At 72.3% G+C, this 26,553-nt stretch carries 23 protein-coding genes; 15 read left to right on the forward strand and 8 right to left on the reverse strand.

Annotated features, from left to right (window positions below):
• The first annotated feature begins 100 nt into the window (after positions 1–100).
• Positions 101–2,029 (forward strand): transcription antiterminator, encoded by a 1,929-nt coding sequence (locus QQZ13_RS13075; protein ID WP_284529733.1) that lies wholly within the window; start codon positions 101–103, stop codon positions 2,027–2,029.
• Between the two features lie 9 nt (positions 2,030–2,038).
• Here QQZ13_RS13075 and QQZ13_RS13080 read toward each other — a convergent pair whose 3' ends face one another.
• The 3 genes from QQZ13_RS13080 to QQZ13_RS13090 all read right to left on the reverse strand — a co-directional run bounded on the left by QQZ13_RS13080 (position 2,039) and on the right by QQZ13_RS13090 (position 5,248).
• Entirely contained in the window at positions 2,039–2,608 is a 570-nt protein-coding gene (locus QQZ13_RS13080) for a GNAT family N-acetyltransferase (RefSeq protein ID WP_284529736.1), read from the reverse strand.
• A 124-nt stretch (positions 2,609–2,732) separates the two neighbouring features.
• Entirely contained in the window at positions 2,733–4,415 is a 1,683-nt protein-coding gene (locus QQZ13_RS13085) for a phospho-sugar mutase (protein ID WP_284529738.1), read from the reverse strand.
• Complete coding sequence (locus QQZ13_RS13090) at positions 4,415–5,248, reverse strand: purine-nucleoside phosphorylase (protein WP_284529740.1); 834 nt, start codon at positions 5,246–5,248, stop codon at positions 4,415–4,417. The genes QQZ13_RS13085 and QQZ13_RS13090 overlap by 1 nt, the downstream gene beginning before the upstream one ends.
• Positions 5,249–5,341: 93 nt before the next feature.
• Between QQZ13_RS13090 and QQZ13_RS13095 the strand changes: the two genes are divergently transcribed.
• The gene (locus tag QQZ13_RS13095) at positions 5,342–6,811 is read left to right on the forward strand and encodes an NAD(P)H-quinone dehydrogenase (RefSeq protein ID WP_284529741.1); all 1,470 of its coding nucleotides are present in this window, start codon (positions 5,342–5,344) and stop codon (positions 6,809–6,811) included.
• A 15-nt stretch (positions 6,812–6,826) separates the two neighbouring features.
• On the opposite strand, the gene QQZ13_RS13100 is transcribed toward QQZ13_RS13095, so the two are convergent.
• The 3 genes from QQZ13_RS13100 to QQZ13_RS13110 form a co-directional block, all read right to left on the reverse strand.
• A complete protein-coding gene (locus QQZ13_RS13100; RefSeq protein WP_284529742.1) occupies positions 6,827–7,333 on the reverse strand; it encodes a hypothetical protein in 507 nt (168 codons plus the stop codon).
• 59 nt (positions 7,334–7,392) lie between these two features.
• Positions 7,393–9,159 (reverse strand): biotin carboxylase N-terminal domain-containing protein, encoded by a 1,767-nt coding sequence (locus tag QQZ13_RS13105; protein ID WP_284529744.1) that lies wholly within the window; start codon positions 9,157–9,159, stop codon positions 7,393–7,395.
• A 78-nt stretch (positions 9,160–9,237) separates the two neighbouring features.
• Positions 9,238–9,903 carry a nucleoside triphosphate pyrophosphatase gene (locus QQZ13_RS13110; protein WP_284529745.1) on the reverse strand — a complete coding sequence of 222 codons (666 nt, stop codon included), beginning with the start codon at positions 9,901–9,903 and terminating at the stop codon, positions 9,238–9,240.
• 40 nt (positions 9,904–9,943) lie between these two features.
• On the opposite strand from QQZ13_RS13110, the gene QQZ13_RS13115 reads away from it, so the two are divergent.
• The 4 genes from QQZ13_RS13115 to QQZ13_RS13130 are packed head-to-tail and all read left to right on the forward strand — an operon-like array spanning position 9,944 to position 14,260.
• Positions 9,944–11,311, forward strand: a complete 1,368-nt coding sequence (locus QQZ13_RS13115) for a class I SAM-dependent RNA methyltransferase (protein WP_284529746.1) — start codon at positions 9,944–9,946, stop codon at positions 11,309–11,311.
• A gap of 9 nt (positions 11,312–11,320) precedes the next feature.
• The gene (locus QQZ13_RS13120; RefSeq protein WP_284529747.1) at positions 11,321–11,977 is read left to right on the forward strand and encodes a response regulator transcription factor; all 657 of its coding nucleotides are present in this window, start codon (positions 11,321–11,323) and stop codon (positions 11,975–11,977) included.
• Positions 11,967–13,199 carry a sensor histidine kinase gene (locus QQZ13_RS13125; protein WP_284529748.1) on the forward strand — a complete coding sequence of 411 codons (1,233 nt, stop codon included), beginning with the start codon at positions 11,967–11,969 and terminating at the stop codon, positions 13,197–13,199. Before QQZ13_RS13120 ends, QQZ13_RS13125 begins: the two co-directional genes overlap by 11 nt.
• A complete protein-coding gene (locus tag QQZ13_RS13130; RefSeq protein WP_284529749.1) occupies positions 13,196–14,260 on the forward strand; it encodes a hypothetical protein in 1,065 nt (354 codons plus the stop codon). The genes QQZ13_RS13125 and QQZ13_RS13130 overlap by 4 nt, the downstream gene beginning before the upstream one ends.
• Before the next feature lie 320 nt (positions 14,261–14,580).
• Here the strand turns inward: QQZ13_RS13130 and QQZ13_RS13135 are convergent, their stop codons facing one another.
• Both QQZ13_RS13135 and QQZ13_RS13140 read right to left on the reverse strand, forming a co-directional pair.
• A complete protein-coding gene (locus QQZ13_RS13135) occupies positions 14,581–14,832 on the reverse strand; it encodes an acyl-CoA carboxylase epsilon subunit (protein ID WP_284529750.1) in 252 nt (83 codons plus the stop codon).
• Positions 14,829–16,418 carry an acyl-CoA carboxylase subunit beta gene (locus QQZ13_RS13140; protein WP_284529752.1) on the reverse strand — a complete coding sequence of 530 codons (1,590 nt, stop codon included), beginning with the start codon at positions 16,416–16,418 and terminating at the stop codon, positions 14,829–14,831. The genes QQZ13_RS13135 and QQZ13_RS13140 overlap by 4 nt, the downstream gene beginning before the upstream one ends.
• Before the next feature lie 121 nt (positions 16,419–16,539).
• Here QQZ13_RS13140 and QQZ13_RS13145 point away from each other — a divergent pair, with 121 nt between their 5' ends.
• The 9 genes from QQZ13_RS13145 to QQZ13_RS13185 all read left to right on the forward strand — a co-directional run bounded on the left by QQZ13_RS13145 (position 16,540) and on the right by QQZ13_RS13185 (position 26,529).
• Entirely contained in the window at positions 16,540–17,340 is an 801-nt protein-coding gene (locus tag QQZ13_RS13145; protein WP_284529753.1) for a biotin--[acetyl-CoA-carboxylase] ligase, read from the forward strand.
• A 110-nt stretch (positions 17,341–17,450) separates the two neighbouring features.
• Complete coding sequence (locus QQZ13_RS13150; protein WP_284529755.1) at positions 17,451–18,005, forward strand: PH domain-containing protein; 555 nt, start codon at positions 17,451–17,453, stop codon at positions 18,003–18,005.
• Between the two features lie 89 nt (positions 18,006–18,094).
• A complete protein-coding gene (locus QQZ13_RS13155; protein ID WP_284529757.1) occupies positions 18,095–19,222 on the forward strand; it encodes a 5-(carboxyamino)imidazole ribonucleotide synthase in 1,128 nt (375 codons plus the stop codon).
• A 120-nt stretch (positions 19,223–19,342) separates the two neighbouring features.
• Positions 19,343–19,810, forward strand: a complete 468-nt coding sequence (gene purE, locus QQZ13_RS13160) for a 5-(carboxyamino)imidazole ribonucleotide mutase (RefSeq protein ID WP_284529941.1) — start codon at positions 19,343–19,345, stop codon at positions 19,808–19,810.
• 28 nt (positions 19,811–19,838) lie between these two features.
• Positions 19,839–21,296 (forward strand): LCP family protein, encoded by a 1,458-nt coding sequence (locus tag QQZ13_RS13165; RefSeq protein ID WP_284529758.1) that lies wholly within the window; start codon positions 19,839–19,841, stop codon positions 21,294–21,296.
• Between the two features lie 9 nt (positions 21,297–21,305).
• On the forward strand, positions 21,306–22,490 hold the full coding sequence (locus QQZ13_RS13170; RefSeq protein ID WP_284529759.1) for a glycosyl transferase: 1,185 nt from the start codon (positions 21,306–21,308) through the stop codon (positions 22,488–22,490).
• Between the two features lie 80 nt (positions 22,491–22,570).
• Positions 22,571–24,793, forward strand: coding sequence for an SH3 domain-containing protein (locus tag QQZ13_RS13175; RefSeq protein WP_284529760.1), 2,223 nt, complete (start codon positions 22,571–22,573; stop codon positions 24,791–24,793).
• A 99-nt stretch (positions 24,794–24,892) separates the two neighbouring features.
• On the forward strand, positions 24,893–25,783 hold the full coding sequence (locus QQZ13_RS13180; RefSeq protein ID WP_284529763.1) for an ABC transporter permease: 891 nt from the start codon (positions 24,893–24,895) through the stop codon (positions 25,781–25,783).
• Positions 25,783–26,529 (forward strand): ABC transporter ATP-binding protein, encoded by a 747-nt coding sequence (locus QQZ13_RS13185; RefSeq protein ID WP_284529765.1) that lies wholly within the window; start codon positions 25,783–25,785, stop codon positions 26,527–26,529. The genes QQZ13_RS13180 and QQZ13_RS13185 overlap by 1 nt, the downstream gene beginning before the upstream one ends.
• Positions 26,530–26,553 lie beyond the last annotated feature (24 nt).

A 26,553-nucleotide genomic window follows, 5' to 3' on the forward strand; every position in this document is an offset into this window, starting at 1 on the left:
TCCTTCGGCCCCATTCTTGTGAAAGCGCTGAGAGCGGACAACCACGCCTGTTTCCGCGGGGGCGGAAACCCCCGGCGGTGGCCCGTGGTTGACTGGTCCGGTGAGCAGAGCCCGCCAGGATCGCGTCCTCGGACTGCTGGCGCGCACTCCGGAGTGGACCACCGCCGCCGAATTGGCGGACGCCGTCGGGGTGACGCCCCGCAGCATCCGCTCCTACGTGACCGCGATCAACGCGCGCGTGCCCGACGGCGTGGCGATCGAGTCCGGGCCCCAGGGCTACCGAGCGGGGGCGGATGTCGCGGCCGCGCAGCGGGCGGGCGGAGTGGAGGCGGGCACGCCCCGCGACCGGCTGCACCGCCTCGTGCGGGCCGTGCTGGCCGCTCCCGACGGCATCGACGTCTTCGAGACGGCCGACCTCTTCCACGTCAGTCCCGCCACCCTCGATGCGGACCTCGCGCGGGTGCGCGCGCTGCTGGGCGGCACCGAGCTCGTGCTGGAGCGCACGGCGGCGCGGGCCCGGCTGCGCGGCACGGAGATGGCGCAGCGGCGTCTGCTCAGCCGCCTCGCCCACGACGAGACCGAGGACGGCGCCTTCGATCTCGACGCGCTGCGCCGGGCGCTCGGCGAGGACTCCATCGGAGCGGCGGCGTTCGGCCCCTTCAAGGCGGACCTCGTCGCCGGGCTCACCGAGCTGGGCTACTTCGTCAACGAGTTCGGCATCGGCGACGTCATGATGCACGTGGCCATCGCCGCCGACCGGGTCGCGCGGGACCACGGCCTCGACGAGGCGGGCATGTCGGAGGGAGGCGAGGCCGCCGTCCGCATCGAGGCCCTCATCGACCGGCTCAGCATCGCCCACCTGGGCGTCTCCTTCGGCACGGGCGACCTGCGTCACCTCGCCGCGCTCGTCCAGAGCCGCGTGGTGGCCCCCGGCGCCGCCGAGCCGGCCGCGGTCATCCGGGAAAGGCTCGATCCGGAGGTCGAGGACGCCGTGCGCGACGTCGTGGCGAGGGCGGCGGCGGAGTTCCAGGTCGACATCGACCACGAGGACTTCGTGCTGCGCCTGGCCCTCCACGTGCAGAACCTCCGCCTCCGCGCGCAGGAGCAGGCCTGGTCGCGCAATCCGCTCACGCGCTCGCTGAAGACGACCTACCCGATGATCTTCGAGGTCGCCGTGTTCATCTCCGACGGGCTCCGCGGACTCCTGGGGATCTCCCTCATGGACGATGAGATCGCCTACATCGCGATGCACGTGGGCGGCCGGCTCGAGCGCAGCCGCCGCGCGGGCACCGTCCTGTCGGCGACCATCGTGTGCCCGGGGTACTACGAGCTGCACGAGCTGCTGCGCTCGAGCATCGCGCAGTCGCTCGGGCAGGCCGTGACGGTCGTCGGCGTCGAGACGCGCGTCGATCCCGACTGGGCCTCGATCGACACCGATCTGGTGCTGACGACGATCGATCCGCCGGTGCCCGGGGACCGCTTCGTGCGGATCCAGCCCTTCCTCACCGAGGCCGACGTCGAGCGCGTCCAGGCCGCCGCGGGCCGCGTGCGGCGGGGACGCCGGCTGGCGCGCCTGCGCGCCGAGCTCGAGCGCTACTTCGCCGCCGACGCGTTCGTGCACGGGCTGACGGCCGCCGAGGGCGAGGAGGGCGTCATCACGCGTCTGGGCGCACTGCTGGTGCGCCAGGGCGTCATCGACGACGACTACGTGCAGCGCACCCTCGAACGGGAGCGGCTGTCGTCGACGGCCTTCTCGGATGCCCTCGCCGTGCCGCACGCGCTCGGCATGACCGCCACCCGCACCGCGATCGCCGTGGGGATCGCCGACCCGTCGATCCCGTGGGGGGACGGACGGGTCCAGGTGGTCGCGATGGTCGCGTTCAGCGAGTCCGACCGCGCGGCGTTCCAGACCGTGTTCGAGCAGCTCGTCGAGGTGTTCAGCGAGCGGGACAGCGTGCAGCGGATCGTCCGGAAGGGCACCACGTTCGGCGCGTTCCTCGACGAGCTCGTCGCCGTCGTCGACGGCTGAGCGCGCCGCTCAGCGCTCGAGCCGGCGCTGGAGGCCGAGCCGGACGGCAGGCCACTCGTGGGGCAGGATCGAGTAGACCACCGTGTCGCGGAGGCTGCCGTCGGGCCCGAGCCGGTGGTTGCGCAGCACACCGTCCTGCCGTGCCCCCAGCCGCTCGATCGCGGCGCGGGACGGGCGGTTGTGCCAGTGGGTGCGGAACTCCACCGCGATCGCGTCGCACGTCTCGAAGGCGTGCGTCAGCAGCAGGAGCTTGGCGGCGGTGTTGACCGCGGTGCGCTGCACCGAACGGGCGATCCACGTGTAGCCGATCTCGACGTGGCGGTTGGCCTGGTCGATCTCGCAGAACGTCGTCATCCCCACCGCGCGACCGCTCGACACGACCGCCCAGGGGTTCATCCGGCCCGCGTCACGCTCGGCGAGCCGCCGGTCGATCTCCTCCGGCACCGAGACCGGGACCGACGTGTACCACGCGTAGTCGAGCCCTTCGCGCGCGGCGGTCAGGTCGTTCGCGTGGCGGGGCTCCAGCGGCTCCAGCCGCACGTGGTCGTTCTTGAGGGCGATCGGTTCGGTCAGCAGCACGTCCCGAGCCTAGCGGCGGGGCTGCGTGTCCCACTTCCGGTCGCATTCGGGTAGCGAGGACGACCGGAAGTGGGACACGGAGCACCGGAAGTGGGACACGGAGCGCCGGAAGTGGGACGCGGAGTCAGGCCTGCGCCGCGGCGAGGAGGGCCCGGGCGCCCGCCTCGATCGCCGCCAGGCGGTCGGCGGCGTCGGCGGTCGAGGTGCCCCGCACGTCGAGGTAGACCTTCAGCTTGGGCTCGGTCCCGCTCGGGCGCACGATCACGCGCGAGCCGTCGGCGAGCCACAGGCGCAGCACGTCGCTCGGCGGGAGTCCGTCGACCCCGGTCAGCAGGTCGTCGATCCGCTCGACCGCGACGCCTCCGACGTGCGCCGGCGGCGCGGCCCGCAGCGCGGACATGATGCGCCCGATGAGCGACAGGTCCACGACCCGCACCGACACCTGACCCGAGGCGAAGACGCCGAAGGTCTCGTCGAACTGCCGCATGAGGTCGGCGAGGGTGCGTCCCTGCTCCCGCGCCTCGGCGATGAGCCCGAGCATCGCCACCGCCGCCGAGATGCCGTCCTTGTCGCGCACGGTCTCGGGGTTGACGAGGTAGCCGAGCGCCTCCTCGAAGCCGAAGACGATCCCGGGCGCGCGCGAGATCCACTTGAATCCCGTCAGGGTCGCGTGGAAGCCGAGCCCGTAGTGCTCGGCGACCGCCTGGAGGCCCGGCGAGGAGACGAGCGAGCAGGCCAGCGCCCCGCCGCCGCCGGCCGAGGCGGCCCGTGCGGCGCGCCAGCCGAGCAGCAGTCCCACCTCGTTGCCGGTGAGGCGCCGCCAGCCCTCCGGTGCGCCCGGATCGGGCACGGCGACGGCGAGGCGGTCGGCGTCGGGGTCGTTGGCGATGATGAACTCCGCATCCGCGGCGCGCGCCGTCGCGTACGACAGGTCCATCGCGCCCGGCTCCTCGGGGTTGGGGAACGACACCGTCGGGAACGCGCCGTCGGGCTCGATCTGCTCGGCGACGACCGTCGGCAGCGGATACCCCGCGGCGAGGAGGATCCGCTCGAGGGTCTCGTGGCCCACGCCGTGCATGGCCGTGTAGACCCAGTTCATTCCGGCGGCTCCCGCAGGGGCGGGCGCGACGGTCGCGGTTGCGGCGACGTAGGCGTCGACGACCGACTCGTCGGCGATCTCGTACGCGCCGCGGGGGAGCGCGCCGATGTCGCCGGCCGCGGCCACCTCGAGGATGCGGGCTGCGATGGCGGCATCGGCGGGCGAGACGATCTGCGACCCGCCGTCGCGTCCGCCCAGGTACACCTTGTAGCCGTTGTCGTCGGGCGGGTTGTGGGATGCGGTCACCATGACGCCGGCCGCGGCGTCCAGATGCCGGACGGCGAAGGCGAGCACCGGCGTGGGCAGCAGGCGCGGCAGGAGCACGGCCCGCAGACCCGCCCCGGCGAACAGCTCCGCGCTGTCGCGGGCGAAGACGTCCGAGTTGCGGCGTCCGTCGTAGCCGACGACCACCGTCGGGCGGGCATCCTCCGACGTCTCCCGCAGATATCGGGCCAGACCGGCGGCCGCCTGCGCGACGAGGACCCGGTTCATGCGGTTGGAGCCGGCCCCCAGGCGCCCGCGGAGACCGGCGGTGCCGAACTCGAGCCGTGCGCCGAAGCGGTCGGCGAGCTCGGCGCGCGCGGCGTCCTCGCCGGCGTCGGCCGCGGCGATGAGCGCGGACAGCTCGGCGCGCGTGGCCTCGTCGGGATCCTGCGCGAGCCAGGCGCGCGCCGCCTCGATCGTCGACGGCGCGGGGGAGGCGCCCATCACAGCTCGCCGATCACACGGGCCAGGAGCGCCGAGATCACCGGCTCCGCCTGCTGGCCGGCCTCGATCACCTCCTGGTGGCTGAGCGGCGTCGTCTGGATGCCCGCGGCCATGTTGGTGATGAGCGAGAAGCCGAGCACCTCCATGCCCGCCTGGCGAGCGGCGATCGCCTCGAGGGCCGTCGACATGCCGACGATGTGGCCGCCGATCGTCTTGGCCATGCGCACCTCGGCCGGCGTCTCGTACTGCGGGCCGCGGAACTGGCAGTAGACGCCCTCGTCCAGGGACGGGTCGATCCGCCGGGCGAGGTCGCGCAGCCGCGTCGAGTAGAGGTCGGTCAGGTCGATGAAGGTCGCCCCCTCCAGGGGCGAGTCGCCGGTGAGGTTGATGTGGTCGCTGATGAGCACCGGGGTGCCCGGCTTCCAGGTGGGCTTGATGCCGCCGGCGCCGTTGGTGAGCACCATCGTGCGGGCGCCCGCGGCGGCGGCGGTCCGCACGCTGTGCACGACGCGGCGCACGCCGTGGCCCTCGTAGTAGTGGGTCCGCGCGCCGATCACGAGCACCCGCCTGCCCGACGGGGTCACCACGCTGCGCAGCGAGCCGACGTGGCCGGCGAGTGCAGGCTTGCTGAAACCGGTGACGTCCGTCGCGGCGAGGGTGGCGGTCGTCTCGCCGATGAGGTCGGCGGCCTTGCCCCAGCCGCTGCCGAGGGTGAGGGCGATGTCGTGCCGGTCGACGCCGGTGAGCCGGGCGATGTCGTCGGCTGCGCGTGCCGCGACCTCGAACGGGTCGGTGGCGGGATCGTCGAGCGGGTGGTGGATCGTGTCGGACATGAGCCCACTCTAGGAACACCGAAGCCGGGGTGCCAGGAGCGCCCGCCGTGAGCGTGGCTGAAGGTGCCCCGGAGCCCTGAGACAATGGTTGTCATGTCCTCACCGAGCCTCCCGTCCGTGAGCTTCGAGCGCACCCAGTCCGTCGCCGTCCTCGGCGGTGGCCCCGGAGGGTACGAGGCGGCGCTGGCCGCGGCGCAGCTGGGCGCGGAGGTCACCCTCGTCGAACGCGCGGGCGTGGGAGGGTCGGCCGTCATCACCGACGTCGTCCCCTCCAAGAGCCTCATCGCGACCGCCGACGCCGCCGTCGCGATCTCGGAGGCGTCCGACCTGGGCGTGCAGCTGTTCGCGAAGACCGACAGCGGCAAGCCGCTCAAGCCCGAGGTGGCCATCAACCTCGCCGCGGTCAACAAGCGGCTGCTGTCGCTGGCCCGCCAGCAGTCGGACGACATGCGCGCGCAGCTCGTCGAAGCCGGCGTGCGCATCCTCTCGGGCCACGGGCGCATCGACGGCACGCACGCCGTGGTCGTCTCGACCGGGCCGGGAGGGACCGACTTCGACCGGATCGAGGCGGACACCCTCGTGGTGTCGGTGGGGGCCTCGCCGCGCGAGCTCGACAGCGCCAAGCCCGACGGCGAGCGGATCCTCACGTGGACGCAGCTCTACGACATGAAGGCGCTGCCGGCGCACCTGATCGTGGTCGGATCCGGCGTGACCGGTGCGGAGTTCGCATCGGCGTACATGAACCTCGGCGCGAAGGTCACCCTGATCTCCAGCCGCGATCAGGTCCTCCCGGGCGAGGACCGCGACGCCGCGACGGTGCTCGAGAAGGTCTTCACGCGCGGCGGCATGACGGTGCTCTCGAAGTCCCGCGCCGAGCGGGTCGAACGGGTCGGCGACGGGGTCGTCGTGACGCTCTCCGACGGGCGCACCGTCGAGGGCAGCCACTGCCTCATGGCCGTCGGATCGGTCCCCAACACCGCCGGCATCGGCCTCGAGGAGGCCGGCGTGCAGCTGACCGACTCGGGACACATCCGGGTGAACCGCGTCGCGCGCACCTCGGTGCCGAACATCTACGCGGCGGGGGACTGCACCACCTTCGTCCCGCTGGCCTCCGTCGCCTCGATGCAGGGGCGCACCGCGATCTTCCACGCGCTGGGCGACACCGTGATCCCGCTGGAGCGCCGCCGCATCACGGCGAACATCTTCACGGCGCCGGAGATCGCGACGGTCGGCCGGCAGGAGAAGGACGTCGAGTCCGGCGCCATCAACGGCTACGTCTACAAGCTGCCGCTGGCCGCCAACGCGCGCGCCAAGATGATGGGCATCAAGGACGGCTTCGTCAAGCTGATCGCCCGCGAGGGATCGGGCACGGTGATCGGCGGTGTCATCGTCGGACCCCGGGCTTCGGAGCTCATCTACCCGATCGCGATCGCCGTCGAGCGGCGCATGACCGTCGACCAGGTGTCGCGCGTGTTCGCGGTGTACCCGTCGCTGTCGGGCTCGATCACCGACGCCACCCGCGCGATGCACCTCGTGAACCGCGACGACGACTTCTTCGGCTGAGTCGCCGCTGCGCGGTCACTCGTTGCTGATCGTGAGCTCCTGCATCAGGCGGACGTAGGCGTAGGTCGCGGTCTCGCTGCGCGCCTCGATGAGCGCGGAGGAGCCGACCCGTCCGTCCAGATCGATCTCGTGGACGTCCTCGTCGCAGGCGATCTCGGCCCCGAACGAGTCGGACTCTGTCGCGTCGCCGGTCGTCGCGAAGACGGTGACGGCGACCTCCACCGTGCCGCCGCCGTAGCAGGAGGCGTCCGCGCGGGTGAGGGTGGCGTCGGCGGGGAACTCCAGACGGACGCTGCCGGCGGGATCGTCCTCGCCGTCGTCGTCGACCACGGTCGGGTCCACGAGGAGGGTCGCCGTGCCGGCGGCGCCGGGGCCGTCGGACTCGTCGGCCTGCACGCCCTCGACCCATTCGCGGGCCGCGTCGAGGTCGACCGCGGGCGTCGCCGCCCCGCACGAGGCGAGCAGAAGTCCCCCCGTGGCGGCCACGGCCAGGGCGGTCAGGCGTGTGGTCAGGCGTCTCATCTGCCCACGCTAACCCGCGAGGGCGGTGTTGTCAGCAGGCCCCGGCGCGTCGGCGCGGGTCAGGAGATCGTGAGCAGCTGGTGCCCGGCGGGGACCGTGGTGCCCGGCCGGGCGTTGATCGCGCCGATGACGCCGTCCTTGTGGGCCTGCAGCGGCTGCTCCATCTTCATCGCCTCGAGGACGACGACGAGGTCGCCCTTGACCACCTGCTGGCCCTCCTCGACGGCGACCTTCACGATCGTCGCCTGCATGGGGGACTTCACGGCGTCGCCGGAGGCGCCCGCGTTCACGGTCGGCGCATGGGAGCGCCGGGACGGCGGCACCGCTGCGGGGCGGCCGACCTTGGTGGGGGCCTGGGCGATGCGGTCGGGCAGGCTCACCTCGAGGCGCTTGCCGCCGACCTCGACGACCACCGTGTGGCGCGCCTCGCCGGACTCGGGCGACTCGAGCTCGCCGTCCCACGGCGCGATGTCGTTGTCGAACTCCGTCTCGATCCAGCGGGTGAACACGCCGAACCGGCCGTCCTCCGCGGTGAAGGCGGGATCGCGGACGACCTTGCGGTGGAAGGGGAGCACCGTCGGCATGCCCGAGACCTCGAACTCGTCGAGCGCGCGCCGCGAGCGCTCGAGCGCCTCGGCGCGGTCGCGGCCGGAGACGATGATCTTGCCGAGCAGGGAGTCGAAGGCGCCCGAGACGCTGTCGCCGGCCGTCACGCCGGAGTCGAGCCGGATGCCGGGACCGCCGAACGTCTTGAACTGGTGGATGCGGCCGGGCTGGGGGAGGAATCCACGCCCCGGGTCCTCGCCGTTGATGCGGAACTCGAAGGAGTGACCCTGCGGCTCGGGGTCGGGGTAGTCCAGCACGCCGCCCTCGGCGAGACGGAACTGCTCGCGCACGAGATCGATGCCGGTGACCTCCTCCGACACGGGGTGCTCGACCTGGAGTCGCGTGTTCACCTCGAGGAACGAGATCGTGCCGTCGGCGCCGATCAGGAACTCGCACGTGCCGGCGCCAACGTAGCCGACCTCCTTGAGGATCGCCTTGGACGACTCGTAGAGGATGCGGTTCTGCTCCTCGGTGAGGAACGGGGCGGGCGCCTCCTCGACGAGCTTCTGGTGACGGCGCTGCAGCGAGCAGTCGCGCGTGGAGACCACCACCACGTTGCCCTCCGCGTCGGCGAGGCACTGGGTCTCGACGTGGCGGGGCTTGTCGAGGTACTTCTCGACGAAGCACTCGCCGCGCCCGAAGGCGGCGATGGCCTCGCGGGTGGCCGACTCGAACAGCTCGGCGACCTCGTCGAGCTCGCGGGCGACCTTCAGGCCTCGTCCGCCGCCGCCGTAGGCGGCCTTGATCGCGATCGGGAGGCCGTGCTCCCGGGCAAAGGCGATGACCTCGTCGGCGCCGTCGACCGGACCGGGCGTCCCCGGAGCCAGCGGCGCGCCGACCTTCTCGGCGACGTGCCGTGCGGTGACCTTGTCGCCGAGCGCCTCGATCGCCTCGGGCGACGGGCCGATCCAGGTGAGGCCGGCGCCGATCACCGCGCGGGCGAAGTCGGCGTTCTCGGCGAGGAATCCGTAGCCGGGGTGGACCGCGTCCGCGCCGGAGCGGCGGGCGACCGAGAGGATCTTCTCGATCGACAGATAGGTCTCCGCGCTGGTGGCGCCCTCGAGGGCGTACGCTTCGTCGGCGAGGCGGGTGTGCATGGCGTCGCGGTCCTGGTCGGCGTAGACCGCCACCGACGCCTTGCCGGAGTCGCGGGCGGCGCGGATGACGCGGACGGCGATCTCGCCGCGGTTCGCGATGAGGACCTTGGCGATGTGAGGCATGGGTGCCAGCCTACCCACGACGCGGCGACCACCTTTGGATCACTCGCACAAGATCGCCGCGGGATCGTGTGCGGGACCCTACGAGGCCGGGGCGGTGCCGCCGCGGTTCCAGAGCCGTGTCCACGGCACGCCGAGCTCCGCGGCCAGGCGTCGCACCGTCGAGAGCGACATGCCGACGACGGTGGAGGGGTCGCCGACCACGCGCGTGATGAAGGCGCCGCCGAGGCTGTCCACGGTGAAGGCGCCGGCCACCAACAGCGGTTCGCCCGTGGCGACGTAGGCGTCGATCTCGGCGTCGGTGACGTCGGCGGCGAAGGTGACCTCGGCGTCGGCGACGGCGTGGGCCTCGACAGGAGCAGCCCCCGGCACCACCAGGAAGACGCTGTGGCCGGAGTGGAGGGTGCCCGTCCTTCCCCGCATCGCGTGCCAGCGGGCGGTGGCGGCCTCGGGCGTGTACGGCTTGCCGAGCACCTCGCCGTCGAGCTCGAACATCGAGTCGCCGCCCACCACGAGGCCCTCGAAGCCGGGCTCGTCCTCGGCGAGGGCCGCGACCACGTCGGCGGCCTTGCGCCGCGCGAGCAGGAGCACGTGCTCGCCGGGAGGCAGGGTGCGGCCCTCGCGCGCCTCGACCTCGGCGATCACCGCCTCCTCGTCCACACGCGGGGCGCGCGCCGACGGCTCGATGCCGGCCTGACGCATGAGCATGAGACGGGCCGGAGAGGTCGAGGCGAGGCAGACGTGCATGCCCCCACGCTATCGAGCGGCGGTGTGGGAGAGTCGGAGGATGGCCACGAGCGAAGACAGCCCGGAGATCGAGCTGGACATCACCGACGTCGCGCACGGGGGCGTCTTCGTCGCGCGCCTCGACGACGGGAGCGCCGACCGCGGCGGGCGTGTGGTGTTCGTCCCCGACGCCATCCCGGGCGAGCGGGTGCGCGTGCGGTTGACGGACCGGTCGAAGCCGTCCTTCTGGCGCGGCGAGGTGCTCGACGTGGTGACCGCGTCCCCCCACCGGCGCCCCCACGTGTGGGCCCAGGCGGACGTGGGAGTGCCGCCCGAGGGGCGGCCCGGCGGCGCTGACTTCGGCCATATCGCGCTCGCCCATCAGCGCGAGCTGAAGACGCGGGTCGTTCGCGACGCGCTCCAGCGGATCGGGGGCCTCGACCTTCCGGTGTCCGTGTCGGAGGCGCTGCCGAGCGGGACGGGCGGGGCCGAGAGCGCGGACGGGACCGGCTGGCGCACGCGGGTCAGCATGCACGTCGACGCCGACGGGCGCGTCGGGCCCTTCGCCGCGCGCAGCCATCGCGTGATCGAGGTGGACGAGCTGCCGCTGGCGACCCCGGGGATCGCGGCCGCCGCGCTGCAGGGGCGGCAGGCGGCACCGGGCCGGCTGGACTTCGTGCAGCCCGCCGACGGAGGGGTGCGCGTGATCGCCCGCCCCGACGCGGCGGACCGTCCGCGGCGGGGACCTCGCCGCGGCGGGGGGCCCGCGCGCGCTGCGACGGATCCCGCCGCGGCGGAGACCGTCGTGGAGATAGTCGGCGGCAGGCCGTTCCGGGTGGACGCCGGAGGATTCTGGCAGGTGCACCGGCTCGCCGCGCACACGCTCAGCGCGGCCCTGACCGCGCTGCTCGGCGAGGCGGGGACGGGCGCGGACGGGGTCGTCGACCCGGACGCGTGGCACCTGGACCTCTACGGCGGCGTGGGCCTGCTCGCCGCCGCCGTCGCCGGCGTCGGCGGCCCCGCGACGCGCATCACCACGGTCGAGTCCGATGCGCGCGCCACCGAGCACGCGGGGGCGAACCTCGCCGACTGGGTCGGGGCGCGGGCGGAGACGGGCCGTGTCGACCGGTGGCTCGCCCACCTCGCGTCGTCGGCCTCGGCCGCCGAGCGGACGCGGCTGCGCGGCGGCGTGGTCGTCCTCGACCCGCCGCGCGCCGGCGCCGGCCGCGAGGTCGTGGAGCGCGTCGCGTCGCTCCAGCCCGCCCACGTCGCCTACGTCGCGTGCGATCCGGTCGCCCTGGCCCGTGACCTGGCGACCTTCGCCGCGCTCGGATACCGGGCCGGCGCCGTGCACGGCTACGACCTCTTCCCGAACTCTCATCACATCGAAGCGCTCGTCCTCCTCACTCGTGACCACTCGCGTCGTTAGGCTGGGGCCATGACTCGTGTGGCGTTCATCGACGACCACGAATCCGTGCGCCTCGGACTCGAGGCGGCATGCGCCCGTGAGGCCGAGAAGGACGTCGTGTTCTCGGGCGACACGGTCACGGACTACATGAAGTGGCGTGTCCTCGATCCGAGCGGACCGGCTGACGTCGTGGTCCTCGACCTCACCCTCGGCGACGGCACGACGGTGACGGAGAACGTCGTGCGGCTCACCGCCGACGGCTCCGAGGTCATCATCCACAGCGTCGCCGACCGGCCCGCCGCCGTGCGCGAGGCGCTCGCCGCCGGTGCCGCCGGTGTCGTCAGCAAGTCGTCCCGCATCGACGACGTCATCCGCGCCATCCGCATCGTGGCGGCCGGCGAGCCGCTGGACAACGTCGAGTGGGCCAGCGCCGTCGACGGCGACCGCGCCTTCGCCGACGCCCAGCTGTCCTCGCGCGAGCGCGACGTGCTGCGGCTGTACGCGACCGGCCTGCCGCTCAAGGCCGTGGCGGACCGCCTGGGCATCGCGTACTCCACGGCCAAGGAGAACATCACGCGGGTGCGGGTGAAGTACATCGACGTGGGACGCCCCGCGCCGACCAAGGTCGATCTCCTCCGCCGCGCGATGGAGGACGGACTCGTGACCGAGGCCGAGGGTGACGTCTGAGCTCCCGTCCGGGGCCGTGTCGCTCCGGCCGATCCTTCCGCCCGGCGAGGCCGCGGCGGCGGGCAGCGAGCGGTTCTCCCAGGCTCGGGTGGAGCGGATCCTCGGCGTCGTCGTCGGGTTCGGCTGCTCGGTCCTGGGCGCACAGGCGTTCTTCAACGCGCTGACCTCGGTGCAGGAGGGTCCGCTCTGGCGGATGGCCTTCGTCGTCGCCGTCTTCGTGCCGCTCATCGTCATGGTGGTCGCGAGCTCGACGGGGCTGGCCACCCGCGCCTGCGCCGGCGTGTTCGCGATCGTCTTCCCGCTCGTGCTCATCGCGTGGCCGGCCGCCACGGCGGGCCGCGACAACGCCGGCAGCTCCGAGCCGTGGATCTGGTTCCTGCTGAACGTCGGGACCGTCGCCGCCGTCCTGGCCTTCTCCATGCCGCTGCAGATCGTCTGGGCGGTGCTGATCCCGGTGCTCTACGGCATCGTCCGCACCATCCAGGTGGGACCGGCCGGACTCCAGGCGACCCTGCTGGACGTCGTGTTCGCCATCATCCTGGCGCTCGTGTTCCTCGTCCTCGGATGGATGCTCCGCAGTGTGGCCGTGCAGATGGACACCGCCCGGCGCGACGCGGTCGGCTCCTACGCCGCCGCGGCCGCCGCCGACGCCTCGGAGCGGGAGCGGGTGGCGGTGGCCGCCCTCATGCACGACAGCGTGCTGGCCGCCCTCATCGCCGCCGAGCGCGCCCGCACCCCGCGGGAGCGCTCGCTCGCCGTCTCGATGGCGCGCGAGGCGCTCACCCGGCTCGCCAACGTCGACCAGGACGCGGGCGAGGGGTCCGACGCGCCGGTTCCGCTGGCCTCCTTCGTCGCCGATCTGGACCGCGCCTCGGCGGAGTGCGGGGGTCCGCCCGTGTCGGGCCGCCTCCCCGCGCAGACGTGGTCGCTGCCGGGCCGCGTCGCGCGCGCCCTCGTGCTCGCGACCACGCAGGCGATCGCCAACTCCGTCGAGCACGCCGACGCCGCCGGCCTCGTCGTCGTCGTCACGGCCGGGGATCGGGACGTCGAGATCCTCATCGGAGACGAAGGGCCCGGCTTCGATCCCGACGCGGTGCCCGACGACCGCCTGGGCATCCGCGGATCGATCTCCGCGCGCGTGGCGGCCGTCGCCGGCAGCTCGCGCATCGAGAGCGGTCCCGGCGGCACCCGCGTGACGCTCTACTGGGAGAGGCAGGCATGAGGGTCTCGATGCGCTCGGCGCTCTCGTCGCTCGGTGTGGTCTTCACGGCCTACCTGGCCGTCGGCGGCATGATCTGGACCGTCACGCCCGATCATCCGCTGCTCATGGTCGGGGCGATCGGCCTCTACCTCGTGACGGTGTGGCTGTGCATCTTCTGGAATCCCGTCACCGCACCGCTGCCGGTGTGGCTCGTGGTCCTCTCCCTGGTCACCGCGGTGATTGTCCCCAACGTCACCTGGTTCGCCGCGGGCACCGACGCACGACTGCAGGCCTACGCCACCTGGGGCCTCGGCGGCATCAGTGCGCTGATGGCGATCCTGGTGGTCCGCCGGCGCGTGTGGGCGGCCTGGTTCGGCGTCGCGATCATCGTGGTCACGGGGAGCTTCTGGATCGGCATCGTCAACGCGCTGTCCCTGGGTGCGGTGGGCGCCGTGGTGTGGGTGGGGATCGCCCAGCTGGTGACCGGGCTCATGGCGCGCGCGGCCCGCGACACCGCGGAGCTGACCGAGCTCCAGCGCTCCTCGTCCGAGTGGCTCGCGTCGCAGTCGGGACGCCGTCGCGAGCGGCGCGTCACCGTCCAGCGCGCCATCGCGCTCGCCGGTCCCGTGCTGACCCGGGTCATCGAGACCGGGGGAGTCCTCGACGACGAGGAGCGGGCCCAGGCGCGCCTGGCGGAGGGACGGCTGCGGGACGAGCTGCGCGGTCGCCGCCTGCTCGACGATGACGTGCGCGTGCAGCTGGAAGCGGTGCGCCGCCGCGGCACCGAGGTCACGATGCTCGACGAGGGCGGTCTCGACGGGGTCGACGAGGATCAGCTCACCGTCATCCGCGGGGAGCTCGCCAAGGCGCTGTCGGATGCGCGCTCCGAGCGCGTGTTCATCCGCACGTCGCAGCACGAGAGCATCGCGGTGACCGTGGTGGGCCGCTCGCGCAGCGAGGACGATCCGGACGGCGAGGACGTCGTGGACCTCTGGCACGAGATCCGCTGGCCGGCCGTCCGGGAACCCGAGGCCGTCGAGGGCGCGGCGGAGGCCCAGGATCGCGTGGGCGTCGAGGACTGAGACGCCGAGACCACCTGCGGACGGCTGCGGAGCGCGTCCTGTCGCGGCGTCCTGCGCTGCGCACGAGTTCGCGCATGCGCGCCGACGACGGTGGTCGAAGGAGGGGGAGGGAGGCGAGGGGCGGCGAAGCCGCCCGCCCCTCGCCTGCGCGAGCGGTTACCCGAAAACCGACTCGCTGGCCGATCCGTACTCAGAGAGGAGATCGACCGAACGCAGAAGCGTTCCAGCAGTTCAAGTGTGCGACGGGGCCCCGGGAATGTCTGTAGGTATTTTGGGGGACATCTCCGCGGAGGCCTGCCGGACCCCGTGGAAGGGCGCTCTCAGCCGCCGAAACGGCCCCATCCGAGCTCGCGCCGCAGGGGCTGGCGCATGGCCCGCGCGCTGAGCTGCCAGGCGGTGCGGACGCGTGCCTCCTCGGCCACTGCGGCGGCGGCCTCGGAGCGGTATGACTCGCTCACGACGGCGACCGCCGCCGCCAGTTCCTCGGCGTCGGGATTGCCGCGCAGCACCTCGATGCGCAGACCCGGATCGGCGGGGGCGGCCCCGCCGTCGTCGCCGCCCACGCCGGTCACAGCGGGATGTTCCCGTGCTTCTTGGCGGGGAGGCTCGCGCGCTTGCCGCGCAGCGCCCGCAGGGCCTTGGCCACCGCGACGCGGGTGGCGGCCGGCTCGATGATGCCGTCCAGTTCGCCGCGCTCGGCCGCAAGGAACGGAGAGGCCACGTTGTAGGTGTACTCGTTGGCCAGGCGCGTGCGGACGGCGGCGACATCCTCGCCCGCCTCCTCGGCCCGCTTGATCTCGCCCCGGTAGAGGATGTTCACGGCGCCCTGACCGCCCATCACCGCGATCTCGGCCGTGGGCCACGCGAGGTTGATGTCGGCGCCGAGCTGCTTGGATCCCATGACGATGTACGCCCCGCCGTACGCCTTGCGGAGGATCACGGTCACCAGGGGCACGGTGGCCTCGGCGTAGGCGTAGAGCAGCTTCGCGCCGCGCCGGATGACGCCCGTCCACTCCTGATCGGTGCCCGGGAGGTAGCCGGGGACGTCGACGAGGGTCACGATGGGGATGGAGAACGCGTCGCAGAACCGGACGAAGCGGCTCGCCTTCTCGCCGGCCTCGATGTTGAGCGTCCCCGCCATCTGCGACGGCTGGTTGGCGATGATCCCGACCGAGCGGCCCTCGATGCGCCCGAAGCCGATCACGATGTTCGGGGCGAACAGCGGCTGCACCTCGAGGAACTCGGCGCCGTCGACGATGCCGCGGATCACCTCGTGGATGTCGTAGGGCTGGTTGGGGGAGTCGGGGATGATCGTGTTCAGCAGCCGGTCGGCATCGGTGGTCTCGAACTCGAACGAGTGCTCGTAGTCGGGGAGCTCGGCCATGTTGTTGTCGGGGAGGAAGCCGAGCATCGTGCGGACGTAGTCGATCGCGTCGTCCTCGTCCTCGGCGAGGTAGTGCGCGACCCCCGATCGGGTGTTGTGCGTGTACGCGCCGCCCAGCTCCTCCATGCCGACGTCCTCGCCGGTCACGGTCTTGATCACGTCGGGCCCGGTGACGAACATCTGGCTGGTCTTGTCGACCATCACCACGAAGTCGGTCAGCGCGGGAGAGTAGACGGCGCCGCCGGCGGCCGGCCCCATGATGATCGAGATCTGGGGGATGACGCCGGAGGCCGCGGTGTTCAGGCGGAAGATCTCGCCGTACTTGCCGAGGGCCACGACGCCCTCCTGGATGCGGGCGCCGCCCGAGTCGAGGATCCCGACGATCGGCATGCCGCCGCGCAGGGCGAACTCCATGACCTTGATGATCTTGTCGCCGGCGACCTCGCCCAGCGACCCGCCGAACGTGGAGAAGTCCTGCGAGTAGACCGCGACCGTGCGGCCGTGGATCGTCCCGACGCCGGTGACGACCGAGTCGCCGTAGGGACGGGAGCGATCCATGCCGAAGGCGCTGGTGCGGTGGCGCACGTACTCGTCGAGCTCGACGAAGCTGCCGGGGTCGACGAGCTGCTCGATCCGCTCGCGCGCCGTCCCCTTCCCCTTCGCGTGCTGCTTCTGCTGGGCGACCGTCTCGGCGTCGAGGACGGCCTCCTGGAAGCGTGCACGCAGATCGGCGATCTTGCCGGCGGTCGTGGACAGGTCGGGCTGGTCGGTCACGCGTTCCACCCTAGCGAGCGCATCCCGCCGCCGGTTGGCAGGCGGCCACAACGCGCGGGGGCAGGCGTTGTCGGTCCCGGCCAGACGGGTTGCCGCCGCGGACGGGCGTATCGTGGCGGCCATGTCTCACGCCGATCCCGGATATCCGCTCGCCGCCGCCGTCTCGCCTCGCTTCCAGGTCGCCGACACGGTCGATTCGACCAACGCCGCGCTCCTCGCCGGCGCCGCAGCCGATCCGCTCGGCCACCCGCACCTGTCCGTGCTGCTGACCCGCGATCAGCGGGCCGGTCGCGGACGGCTCGGACGCTCGTGGACGGCCCCGCCCGGAACCGCCCTCGCGGTCTCCGTGCTCCTGGAGGTCGGCGCCGTCGCCCACGCCGACCGCGGCTGGATCCCCCTCGTCGCCGGGGCCGCGATGCGGCGGGCGATCGCCGCGCAGCTGGTGGGGCTGGAGGTCGCGCTGAAGTGGCCCAACGACGTGCTGGTCAGCGATCTGAAGATCAGCGGCATCCTCACCGAGGTGCTGGCGTCGGACCCGCACCGCGTCGTGGTGGGGGCCGGAGTGAACACGACGATGACCGAGGCGGATCTGCCGCTGCCGACGGCGACCTCCTTCGCCGCGCTCGGACGGGAGGTCGACGAGGACCGCCTGGTGGCCGACTACCTCACGGCGCTGCGCGACGGCATCGCCGCGCTGTCGGTGTCGGGGAGCGGCGGTGTGGCGGAGGAGATCGCCGCGGTGTGCACGACGCTCGGGTCCGATGTCGCCGTGTCGCTGCCGGACGGCACCACGCTGGACGGTCGCGCGGAGCGGCTGGACGCCGAGGGCCGCCTGGTGGTGGCGACCGCGGGCACCGAGGCGGTGGTCTCGGCCGGAGACGTCGTGCACGTGCGCGCCACCTCGGGTCCCGCGCCCTCGTGATCGGAGCTCGCGGCGCGGGTGACCGGAGCTCGCGGCGCGGGTGAGCGGACGTCACCGGCCCGGCGGCGCGCCGACCCCGCCGTGTCGCAGGCCTCGGTGACAATGGACGCGTGACCCAGCCGACCGCGTACTCCGGACGGCCGCTGACGCCGGCTCCCGGCGCGGCCGCGCCCGAGCTCCGGCTCGTGCGTCTGCGCCGTCATGCCCGACGGCTGTTCTGGAGCGCCCTCGTGCTCGTCGTCGTCGCCGGGGCGGTGGGGTACTTCTCGGGCAACCTCCCCGCGCCGTTCGAGGACTGGATGCTGTGGTCCGCCGCGGCGCTCGTCGTGCTCCTGCTCGTCGTGGTGCCCTACCTCCGGTGGCTCGCGCACACCTACACGATCACGACGCGACGGGTCGTCGAGCAGTCCGGGCTGGTCAGCCGCACCCGCCGCGAGGTCACCCATGCGCGGGGCTACACGATCTCCGAGAAGCGCGGCCCGCTGCAGCGCCTGTGGGGAGCGGGGACCCTCTCGCTGTCCAACGGCGTGGACGCCCCGCTGCGCCTCGCCGACATCCCGGCGGTGCGGCTCGTGCACGAGACGCTCGCCGATCAGGTGGAGATCAGCCAGATCCTCGCGCACCGCGACTCGCACGCGACCCCGACGATCGCCGACGCGCGCTGACGAGCGGTCGCGGCGCGCGACCTGGGAAGATGGAACCCGCCGGACGACGCAATCCCGTCGGCCAGGCGCTCGCGCAGCGGAAGGGCATCATGTCGGTAAAGGTCGGAGTCGTCGGCGGAGGGCAGCTGGCCCGCATGATGATCGCGCCCGCGGTCGAGCTCGGGATCGAGATCCGCGTGCTCGCCGAGGAGGAGGGCATGGCGGCCGGGCTGGCCGCGACCGCGGTCGGCGACTACCGCGACCTGGAGACGGTGCGGGCGTTCGCGCGCGGCGTCGACGCCGTCACCTTCGATCACGAGCACGTCCCGCAGGACGTGCTCCGCGCCCTCGTCGCCGACGGCGTCGCCGTCCACCCCGGGCCCGACGCACTCCTCTACGCGCAGGACAAGCTGCTCATGCGCGCGCGACTCGAGGAGCTCGGCCTTCCGCAGCCGGAGTGGGCGGCGGTCTCGGACGCCGCGGGTCTCCAGACGTTCCTCGACGGCCACGACGGCCGGGGCGTCGTGAAGACCCCCCGCGGCGGGTACGACGGCAAGGGCGTGCGGGTCGTGCGGGATGCGGACGAGGCGGCGGACTGGCTCGCCGCGCTCGCGCCGGGGGAGGAGCTGCTCGTCGAGGAGCTCGTCGCGTTCTCCCGCGAGCTCGCCCAGCAGATCGCCCGCCGCCCGTCGGGTCAGACCCGCGTCTACCCGGTCGTGGAGACCGTCCAGCGCGACGGCGTCTGCGCGGAGGTCATCGCACCCGCACCCCACGAGGGAGGGCGGGTCGCCGCCGTCGCGGCCGAGATCGGCTCGCGGATCGCCGAGGGACTCGGCGTGACGGGCATGCTGGCCGTCGAGCTGTTCGAGACCACCGACGAGCGGCTGCTCGTGAACGAGCTGGCCATGCGCCCGCACAACAGCGGCCACTGGAGCCAGGACGGCGCCGTCACGAGTCAGTTCGAGCAGCACCTGCGCGCCGTCCTCGATCTGCCGCTCGGCGATCCGTCGCCGCGGGCGCCGTGGGCGGTCATGGTCAACATCCTCGGCGGACCCGTCGACGATGCGCTCGAGGACCGCCTGCCGGCGGCGCTGGCCGCCCACCCGTCGGCCAAGGTGCACACCTATGGCAAGGCGCCGCGCCCGGGACGCAAGGTGGGGCACGTCAACGTCGTGGGCGACGAGCTCGACGCGGTCGTCTACGAGGCGCGAGCGGCGGCGGCGTACTTCGCCGACTGATCCGCCCCGACTCTGCCCCGTGAGCGCGCGCCGTTCCGGGGACTTTCCAGACTCCACGCCTAGCCTGGTCGGGTGACTCGACCCTTGCACTCCTCCGCATCGCCGCTGGTCGGCGTGGTCATGGGCTCCGACTCGGATTGGCGGGTCATGAGCGACGCCTCGCAGGCGCTGAGCGACTTCGGCATCGCCCACGAGGTCGAGGTGGTCTCGGCCCACCGCACGCCCGACAAGCTCCTGAGCTACGGTCGCGGCGCGCGCGCCCGCGGACTGCGCGTCATCATCGCCGGCGCCGGCGGCGCCGCGCACCTGCCCGGCATGCTCGCCTCGGTCACGGCGCTGCCGGTGATCGGCGTTCCCGTGCAGCTGGCGACCCTCGACGGCATGGACTCCCTGCTGAGCATCGTGCAGATGCCCGCCGGCATCCCGGTGGCGACGGTGTCGATCAACGGCGCGAAGAACGCCGGCCTGCTCGCCGCCCGCATCCTGGGCGCCGCCGATGACGCGGTCGCCGACGACGTCGAGCGCTACGCCCGCGACCTGGAGCGCCAGGTCGAGGAGAAGAACCGTCGCCTGAAGGAGTCGCTGTGACGCGGGCGGCCACGCCGGGGACGACCCGGTGAGCGTCGCGAGCCCGCCCCGCCGCGCGGGGACGGCACCCGCCGCGCCGAGGTCGTCCGCGCAGTGGAACCCGTACTCCCTGCGCACCCCGGACACCTCGTCGGACGCCGTCATGACCCGCCGCGGCTGGTGGCTCGTCATGCTGAACTTCCTCCTTCCCGGCGCCCCGCAGTCGCTGGCCGGTCACCGCCGCCTCGGGCGGATCGGCATCGCCTCCACCCTCGTCCTCTGGACCCTCCTGGTCCTCGTCCTCGGTGCCGCGCTGATCTCGTGGCAGGCGACGGTCGGCATCCTCGCGAACTGGTTCGTGCTCCTTGTGGCGCAGTTCGTGCTCCTGGCCTATGCGGTGCTCTGGGTGGTGCTGACGATCGACACGCTCCGGCTCGTGCGCCTGGTGAAGGTGCGCGGGCGGGCGCGGGTGGGTATCGCCGCGCTCGCCGTCGGGCTGCTGGTGGTCTCGTCGGGCAGTGCCGTCTACGCCTCGCAGGTCGCGGGCTCGGCCCGCGACACGATCGCGTCCGTCTTCGGCGGCGGCCCCAGCGTGCCGCCCTCCGACGGCTACTACAACTTCCTCCTCCTGGGTGCCGACAGCGGGTCGGGACGCACCCACATGCTCTTCGACAGCATCTCGGTGGTCTCGGTCAACGCCGACTCCGGCGCCGTGACGATCACCGGCATCCCGCGCGACATGCGCAACGTGCCGTTCTCGGACGGGCCGATGAAGGACCGCTACCCGAACGGCCACGAGGGCCACGCGGACGCGAGCTGCGGGTGGGACAACAAGATCAACCAGCTCAACACCGAGGTCGGGCTCTGCCTCGACGGCGAGGCGATGTATCCCGAGGCGGCCGCGCTCGGCTCGACTCCGGGCATCGAGGCGACCCGCGACGCGGCGGAGGGTGTGCTCGGCGTCGAGATCCCGTACTTCGTCTTCGTCGACATGGACGGCTTCGCCGCGCTCATCGACGCGCTCGGCGGCGTGGACATCACCGTGAAGGAGCGACTGCCCAAGGGCGCCCTGCACAAGAACGCGGACGGGTCGCTGTCGGGCATCACGGGCTGGATCGAGGCCGGCCGGCAGCACATGGACGGCGACACCGCCCAGTGGTACGCCCGGTCGCGGTACACGACGAGCGACTACGACCGGATGAAGCGCCAGCGCCAGCTGCAGGCGGCGATCCTCGACCAGTTCACCCCGGCGACCGTCCTCACCCGCTTCCAGGACATCTCCAAGGCGGGCTCGGAGATCGTGCACACCGACATCCCGGCCTCGATGCTGTCCTACCTCGCCGATCTCGCGGTGAAGGCCAAGGAGCAGGAGATGTCGACGATCGAGCTCACGCAGGAGAACGGGATCGATCCCGACGATCCCGACTTCACCGTCGTCCACGAGCTCGTGGACGCGACGCTTCACCCGGCGACCCCCTCGCCGTCTCCGGGCGACGGCGATCAGTAGGCTCGACGCATGACCGCGACCCTGCGTATCGTGCTCGACCGGCCGATCGCGCCGGGGCGACTCGCCGCCTCCGAGCCGGCCGTTCCGGCGGCCGACGCCGACCTCGCGACCGCCGCCGTCGAGCTCGCGCGCGGGCTCGTGGCGACGGCGCCGGAGGGGTGCGAGGTCGAGGCGATCGCGCCGGCCAGGGCCGCGTCGTCGGCGAGCGGCGAGGGCGGCCCCGATGTGGCCGACCTGATCCCGGGGATCGCCGGGGTCACCCGGCTGGCCCTAGGGCGTCGCGAGCTCATCGCCGCATGGCAGCTCGGGATGCCGACCGGCGTGGGCGGCGGGCTCATCCACGCACCCTCGCTCGTCGCGCCGCTCGTCCGGCACGACCGTGTCCACGACCACGATCAGACCGTCGTCACGCTCTGGGACCTCGATGCGTGGGAGCGGCCGGAGGAGCTGTCGCGGGGGCAGCTGGCCATGCAGCGCGCGCTGCTCAAGCGCGCCGTGCGCCACGCGGACGCCGTCGTCGTCCCCACGCACGCCGGCGCCCAGCGCCTCGCCGGCATCGCGAAGCTCGGCGACCGGCTGCGGGTGATCTCCGGCGCTCCGCCCGCGGGGTTCCGCGTGCCGGCCGACGAGATCGGGCGGCGACGCTCCCTCGGGCTGCCCGAGGGATTCGTCCTGCTGAGCGGGTCCGCGCAGGCCTCCGACGGGCTCGCGCACGGCTTCCAGGCGGTGATGCACGCCGCGGTCGACCTCCCGGTGGTCGTGATCGACGCCCCCGAGGGAGCCGAGCCGGCGATCGCCGAGCTCGCCGCCGCCGCCGGCATCGCGGAGTCCCGGGTGCACGTGCGTCCTGCCCTCGAGGTCCACGACCGTGCCGCGGTCTTCGGCGGCGCCGTGGCCCACGTCGCCGCGGCCACCGCGTCGGCGTTCCCGTGGCGGCTCATCGAGTCCCTGCGACTGGGTGTGCCGGTCGTCGCCACCGCATCCGACGTGCATCGCGAGGTGCTCGCCGAGGGCGGTCTGCTCGTGGATGCCGACGGTGGGGACATCGGCGCTGCGCTGGGGGAGGCGCTGGCGTCGGCGCTGGGCTCGACGACCACCGCCGAGCGGCTCGCCGTACTGGCAGGCGACAGAGGACGTGCGTTCTCGTGGGACGGCGCCGCCGAGCGCGTCTGGCAGCTGCACGCCGACCTCTGAGCGTTCTGGAAACGGCGTGTCGGACCACGGGTTCCGAATTCGGGGTGGTAACGGAAGTTGACTTCCGTAACAATGGTCACATGTCCCCCCGACTGGAACCCCGTCGCGCCCTTTCCCCCTTGGCGCTCGTCGTCGCTGTCCTGTCGCTTGTCGCGGGGATGCTGACCTTCTCCCCGCCCGCCCCCGCTCAGGCTGCGACCGCGCTCCCGTCGACGATCCAGGACGGCGGCTTCATCATCAGCGACGCCGAGTTCTTCGACAGCGACTCGATGACGACCTCGCAGATCCAGTCCTTCCTCAACAGCAAGGTCCCCACGTGCCGGGCGACCTCCGGCCCCGAGTGCCTGAAGAACTTCCGGACGGACGTGCCCGCCAAGGCCGCCGACAAGTACTGCACGTCGGTGACGGCCCGCAAGGCGGCCTCGGCCGCCACGGTCATCGCCGCCGCGGCGGCGGCGTGCGGGATCAACCCGAAGGTGATCCTCGTGATGCTCCAGAAGGAGCAGGGCCTGGTGACTTCGAGCGCCCCCTCCGAGTGGTCGTACCGCGCGGCCATGGGCCAGGCGTGCCCGGACACGGCGCCCTGCGACGAAGCGGCCGCGGGATTCGTGAACCAGGTGCTCAAGGGCGCGCGGCAGATGCAGGTGTACACGAAGAACCCGACGTCGTACAACTACCGGGCCGGGCAGGTCAACACGATCAAGTGGCACCCGACGAGCTCCTGCGGCTCGTCGAAGGTGTTCATCAAGAACCAGGCGACGGCGAACCTGTACATCTACACGCCGTACCGGCCGAACATCGCCGCTCTCGCCGCCGGATCCGGGACCGGCGACAGCTGCTCGACGTACGGCAACCGCAACTTCTACAACTACTACGTGAGCTGGTTCGCCCCGGACGCCTCGAGTGCCACGGGCGCTCCGGGACAGGTCGCCGCGTGCACCGTGCCGGCCTCCGCCGACGTCACCGCCGGCTCGGGGACCGCGTCGGTGACGACCGCGACGACCGGCCGCAAGGCACCCACCACCAAATGCGCGTCGGGGACGGTCGCCCTCGCCAAGGGCGCCACCGTCACCGTGACCGGGACGTACGGCGCCTGGCTGCGCGTGAAGAGCGGCTCTGCGAGCATCTGGGTGGCGAAGTCGGCGCTCAAGGTGACCACCGGGACCCCGGCGGGCGACGCCTGCGCCGTGCCCGCCAGCTCCAGCATCACGAAGGCCTCCGGCAAGGCCGTGGTCGCCACCGCCAGCCTCAACGCGCGCAAGGCGCCCTCGACCGCGTGCGACACCGGCCGCATCACCGTGAAGCTCGGCGCCGTGTACACCCGCACCGCGACCTACGGCGTGTGGTGGCGCATCACCGTCGGCAGCTCGTCGTACTGGGTCCACAGCGCCTACGTCTCGCTGCAGCCCGCCTCCGACCCTGCGCCGATCCCCACGCCGAAGCCCACGCCCACCCCGTCGGCGACGCCGAAGCCGACTCCGACGCCCACCCCGACTCCGACTCCGACGCCGACCCCGACTCCGACGCCGACCCCCGCCCCGAGCTCGACGATGTTCGCGAGCTCGCCGACGCACCTGCGGCCGGCCGCGGGATCGTCGACGCTCGTCACCACCGTCCGCACCGGCGCGAAGGTCACCGTGACCTCCGCGCAGGGGGAGTGGAGCGCGGTCACCCTCGGTGCGCAGAGGGGCTGGATCGCGACGTCCAAGCTCGTCGCCGCCGCGCCGCAGGCCGAGGCCCCGCGCACGCGCCAGACGAAGGTCACCGCCTCCGTCCGCGTCACCGCATCGGCGTCCGGGAAGGTCGTCACGAAGGTGGCGCCGGGGACGAAGGTCACCGTCCTGGACACGTTCGGGACCTGGCGCGCCGTGAAGGTCGGCACGAAGACCGGATGGATGCCGGGCAGTCAGCTGGGCGTCGTGCCCAAGCCGGTCGCGATGCAGACGACCACGTCGCTGAACCTCCGCGCCAGCGCGTCCACGTCCGCGAAGGTGCTCGTCGTCCTGAAGAAGGGGACCAAGGTCTCGGTGACCGCCACCAGCGGCGCCTGGCGCAAGGTCACCGTCGGCAGCCGCACGGGCTGGGTCGCCGGGAAGTATCTGAAGGCCGTCACCGCGACCTCGACGACGATCAGGACGACGACCACGGGGGTGAATCTCCGCAGCTCCGCGTCGACGAGCGCGAAGGTGATCACCGTGCTCGCCAAGGGGACGAAGGTCAGGGTGACCGCGACGAGCGGCGTGTGGCGGAAGGTCGTCGTGGGAACGCGGACCGGATGGGTGCACGGCTCGTACCTGAAGTGAGGCCCGCGTCCAGGGTCGGCTCAGCGGCGTTCCGTTAGGATGGCCGTTGGCCTGCCTGGCCGTACCCTCCGCCAGGAGCCCTCATCTGCTAGGAAACCCGTGACACAGATCGACTACAGCGCCTTCGACACGCCTGGGCGCGGCCGCGGCATCCTCGACGTCATCCGCTACCGCTACCTGCTGCGGCTGCTGATCGGCAAGAGCACGTCGCTGCGCTACCGCAACTCCGTGCTCGGCTGGTTCTGGTCGTACGTGCGACCCACGGTGCAGTTCCTCGTGTACTACCTCGTCGTCGGACAGATCCTCGGCATGCACCGGAACCTGCCGTCGTTCCCGCTCTACCTCTTCAGCGGTCTCGTGCTCGTCAACCTGTTCAACGAGACGCTGTCGGCGGCCACCTCCTCGATCGTCAGCAACAAGGCGCTTGTCCGCAAGATCTACCTGCCGCGCGAGCTGTTCCCGCTCGCGGCGATCGTCGGCGCCTTCACGCACTTCCTGCCGCAGCTCGCCGTTCTGGTCTTCGTGAGCCTGCTGTTCGGCTGGGTCCCCACGATCGGGTCGATCGCCATGATCCTCACGGGCATCGCCGTCGTGATCGCCTTCGTCGTCGGGCTCGGCCTGTTCTTCTCGGCCGTCAACGTGCGCTTCCGCGACGCGGGCAACGTGGTCGAGATCATCCGCACGATCGCGACGTGGTCGGTGCCGATCCTCTACAGCTGGGCGATGGTCGCCGAGGCCGCCAAGGACATCCCCTGGCTCTTCCACCTCTACATGTCCAACCCCCTCGCGGTGGCCGTCGAGCTCTTCCACCACGCCTTCTGGGCGACCCTCCCCGGCGTGCAGGCACACCGGCCCGCCCCGGCGAACCTCATGTGGGCCCCCGGATTCGAGTGGCACCTGCTCGCCGCGGGCGGTGTCATCGTCTTCTCCCTCGTCGTCGGACAGTACGTCTTCCGCCGGTGCGAGCGCACCTTCGCCCAGGATCTGTGATGACCACCACCACCGCTCAGCAGCAGCCCCGCATCGTCGTCGAGCACGTCTCGAAATGGTTCAACCGCCGCAGCACCCGTTCGATGAAGGACGCCTTCATCAACGTGATCAAGCGCCGGCCCGTCCGCGCGACCCAGTTCCAGGCGCTCAACGACGTGTCCTTCGTCATCGGCGAGGGCGAGTCGGTGGCCATCATGGGGCTCAACGGCTCGGGCAAGTCGACCACCCTCAAGCTCGTCTCGGGCGTCCTGAAGCCCGATGAGGGCCGCGTGTTCACTCGCGGCCGCGTCGCGGGCCTCATCGAGGTCGGCGCGGGGTTCCACCCCGACCTCACCGGTCGCGAGAACGTCTTCCTGAACGCGGCGATCCTGGGGATGACCGAGAAGGAGACCCGCGAGCGGTTCGACGAGATCGTCGCCTTCAGCGAGATCGGCGACTTCATCGACCAGGAGGTCAAGCACTACTCGTCCGGCATGTTCATGCGGCTCGCCTTCAGCGTGGCGATCCACGTCGAACTCGACGTGCTGCTCGTGGACGAGGTGCTGTCGGTGGGCGACGCCCCCTTCCGAGCGAAGTGCAACAAGAAGCTCAAGGAGCTCGCCGAGCGCGGCGTGACCATGATGGTGGTCAGCCACAGCAAGAACACCGTCCGTTCGCTGTGCACGCGCGGTGTCGTCATCCGCAAGGGGAACGTCATCTTCGACGGACCGATCGACGAAGCCTTGACGCACATCGAGACCAAGTGACGACCACCTCCCGACCCGAAAGAC

Source organism: Microbacterium sp. T2.11-28, from assembly GCF_950097975.1.
Taxonomy (GTDB): Bacteria; Actinomycetota; Actinomycetes; order Actinomycetales; family Microbacteriaceae; genus Microbacterium.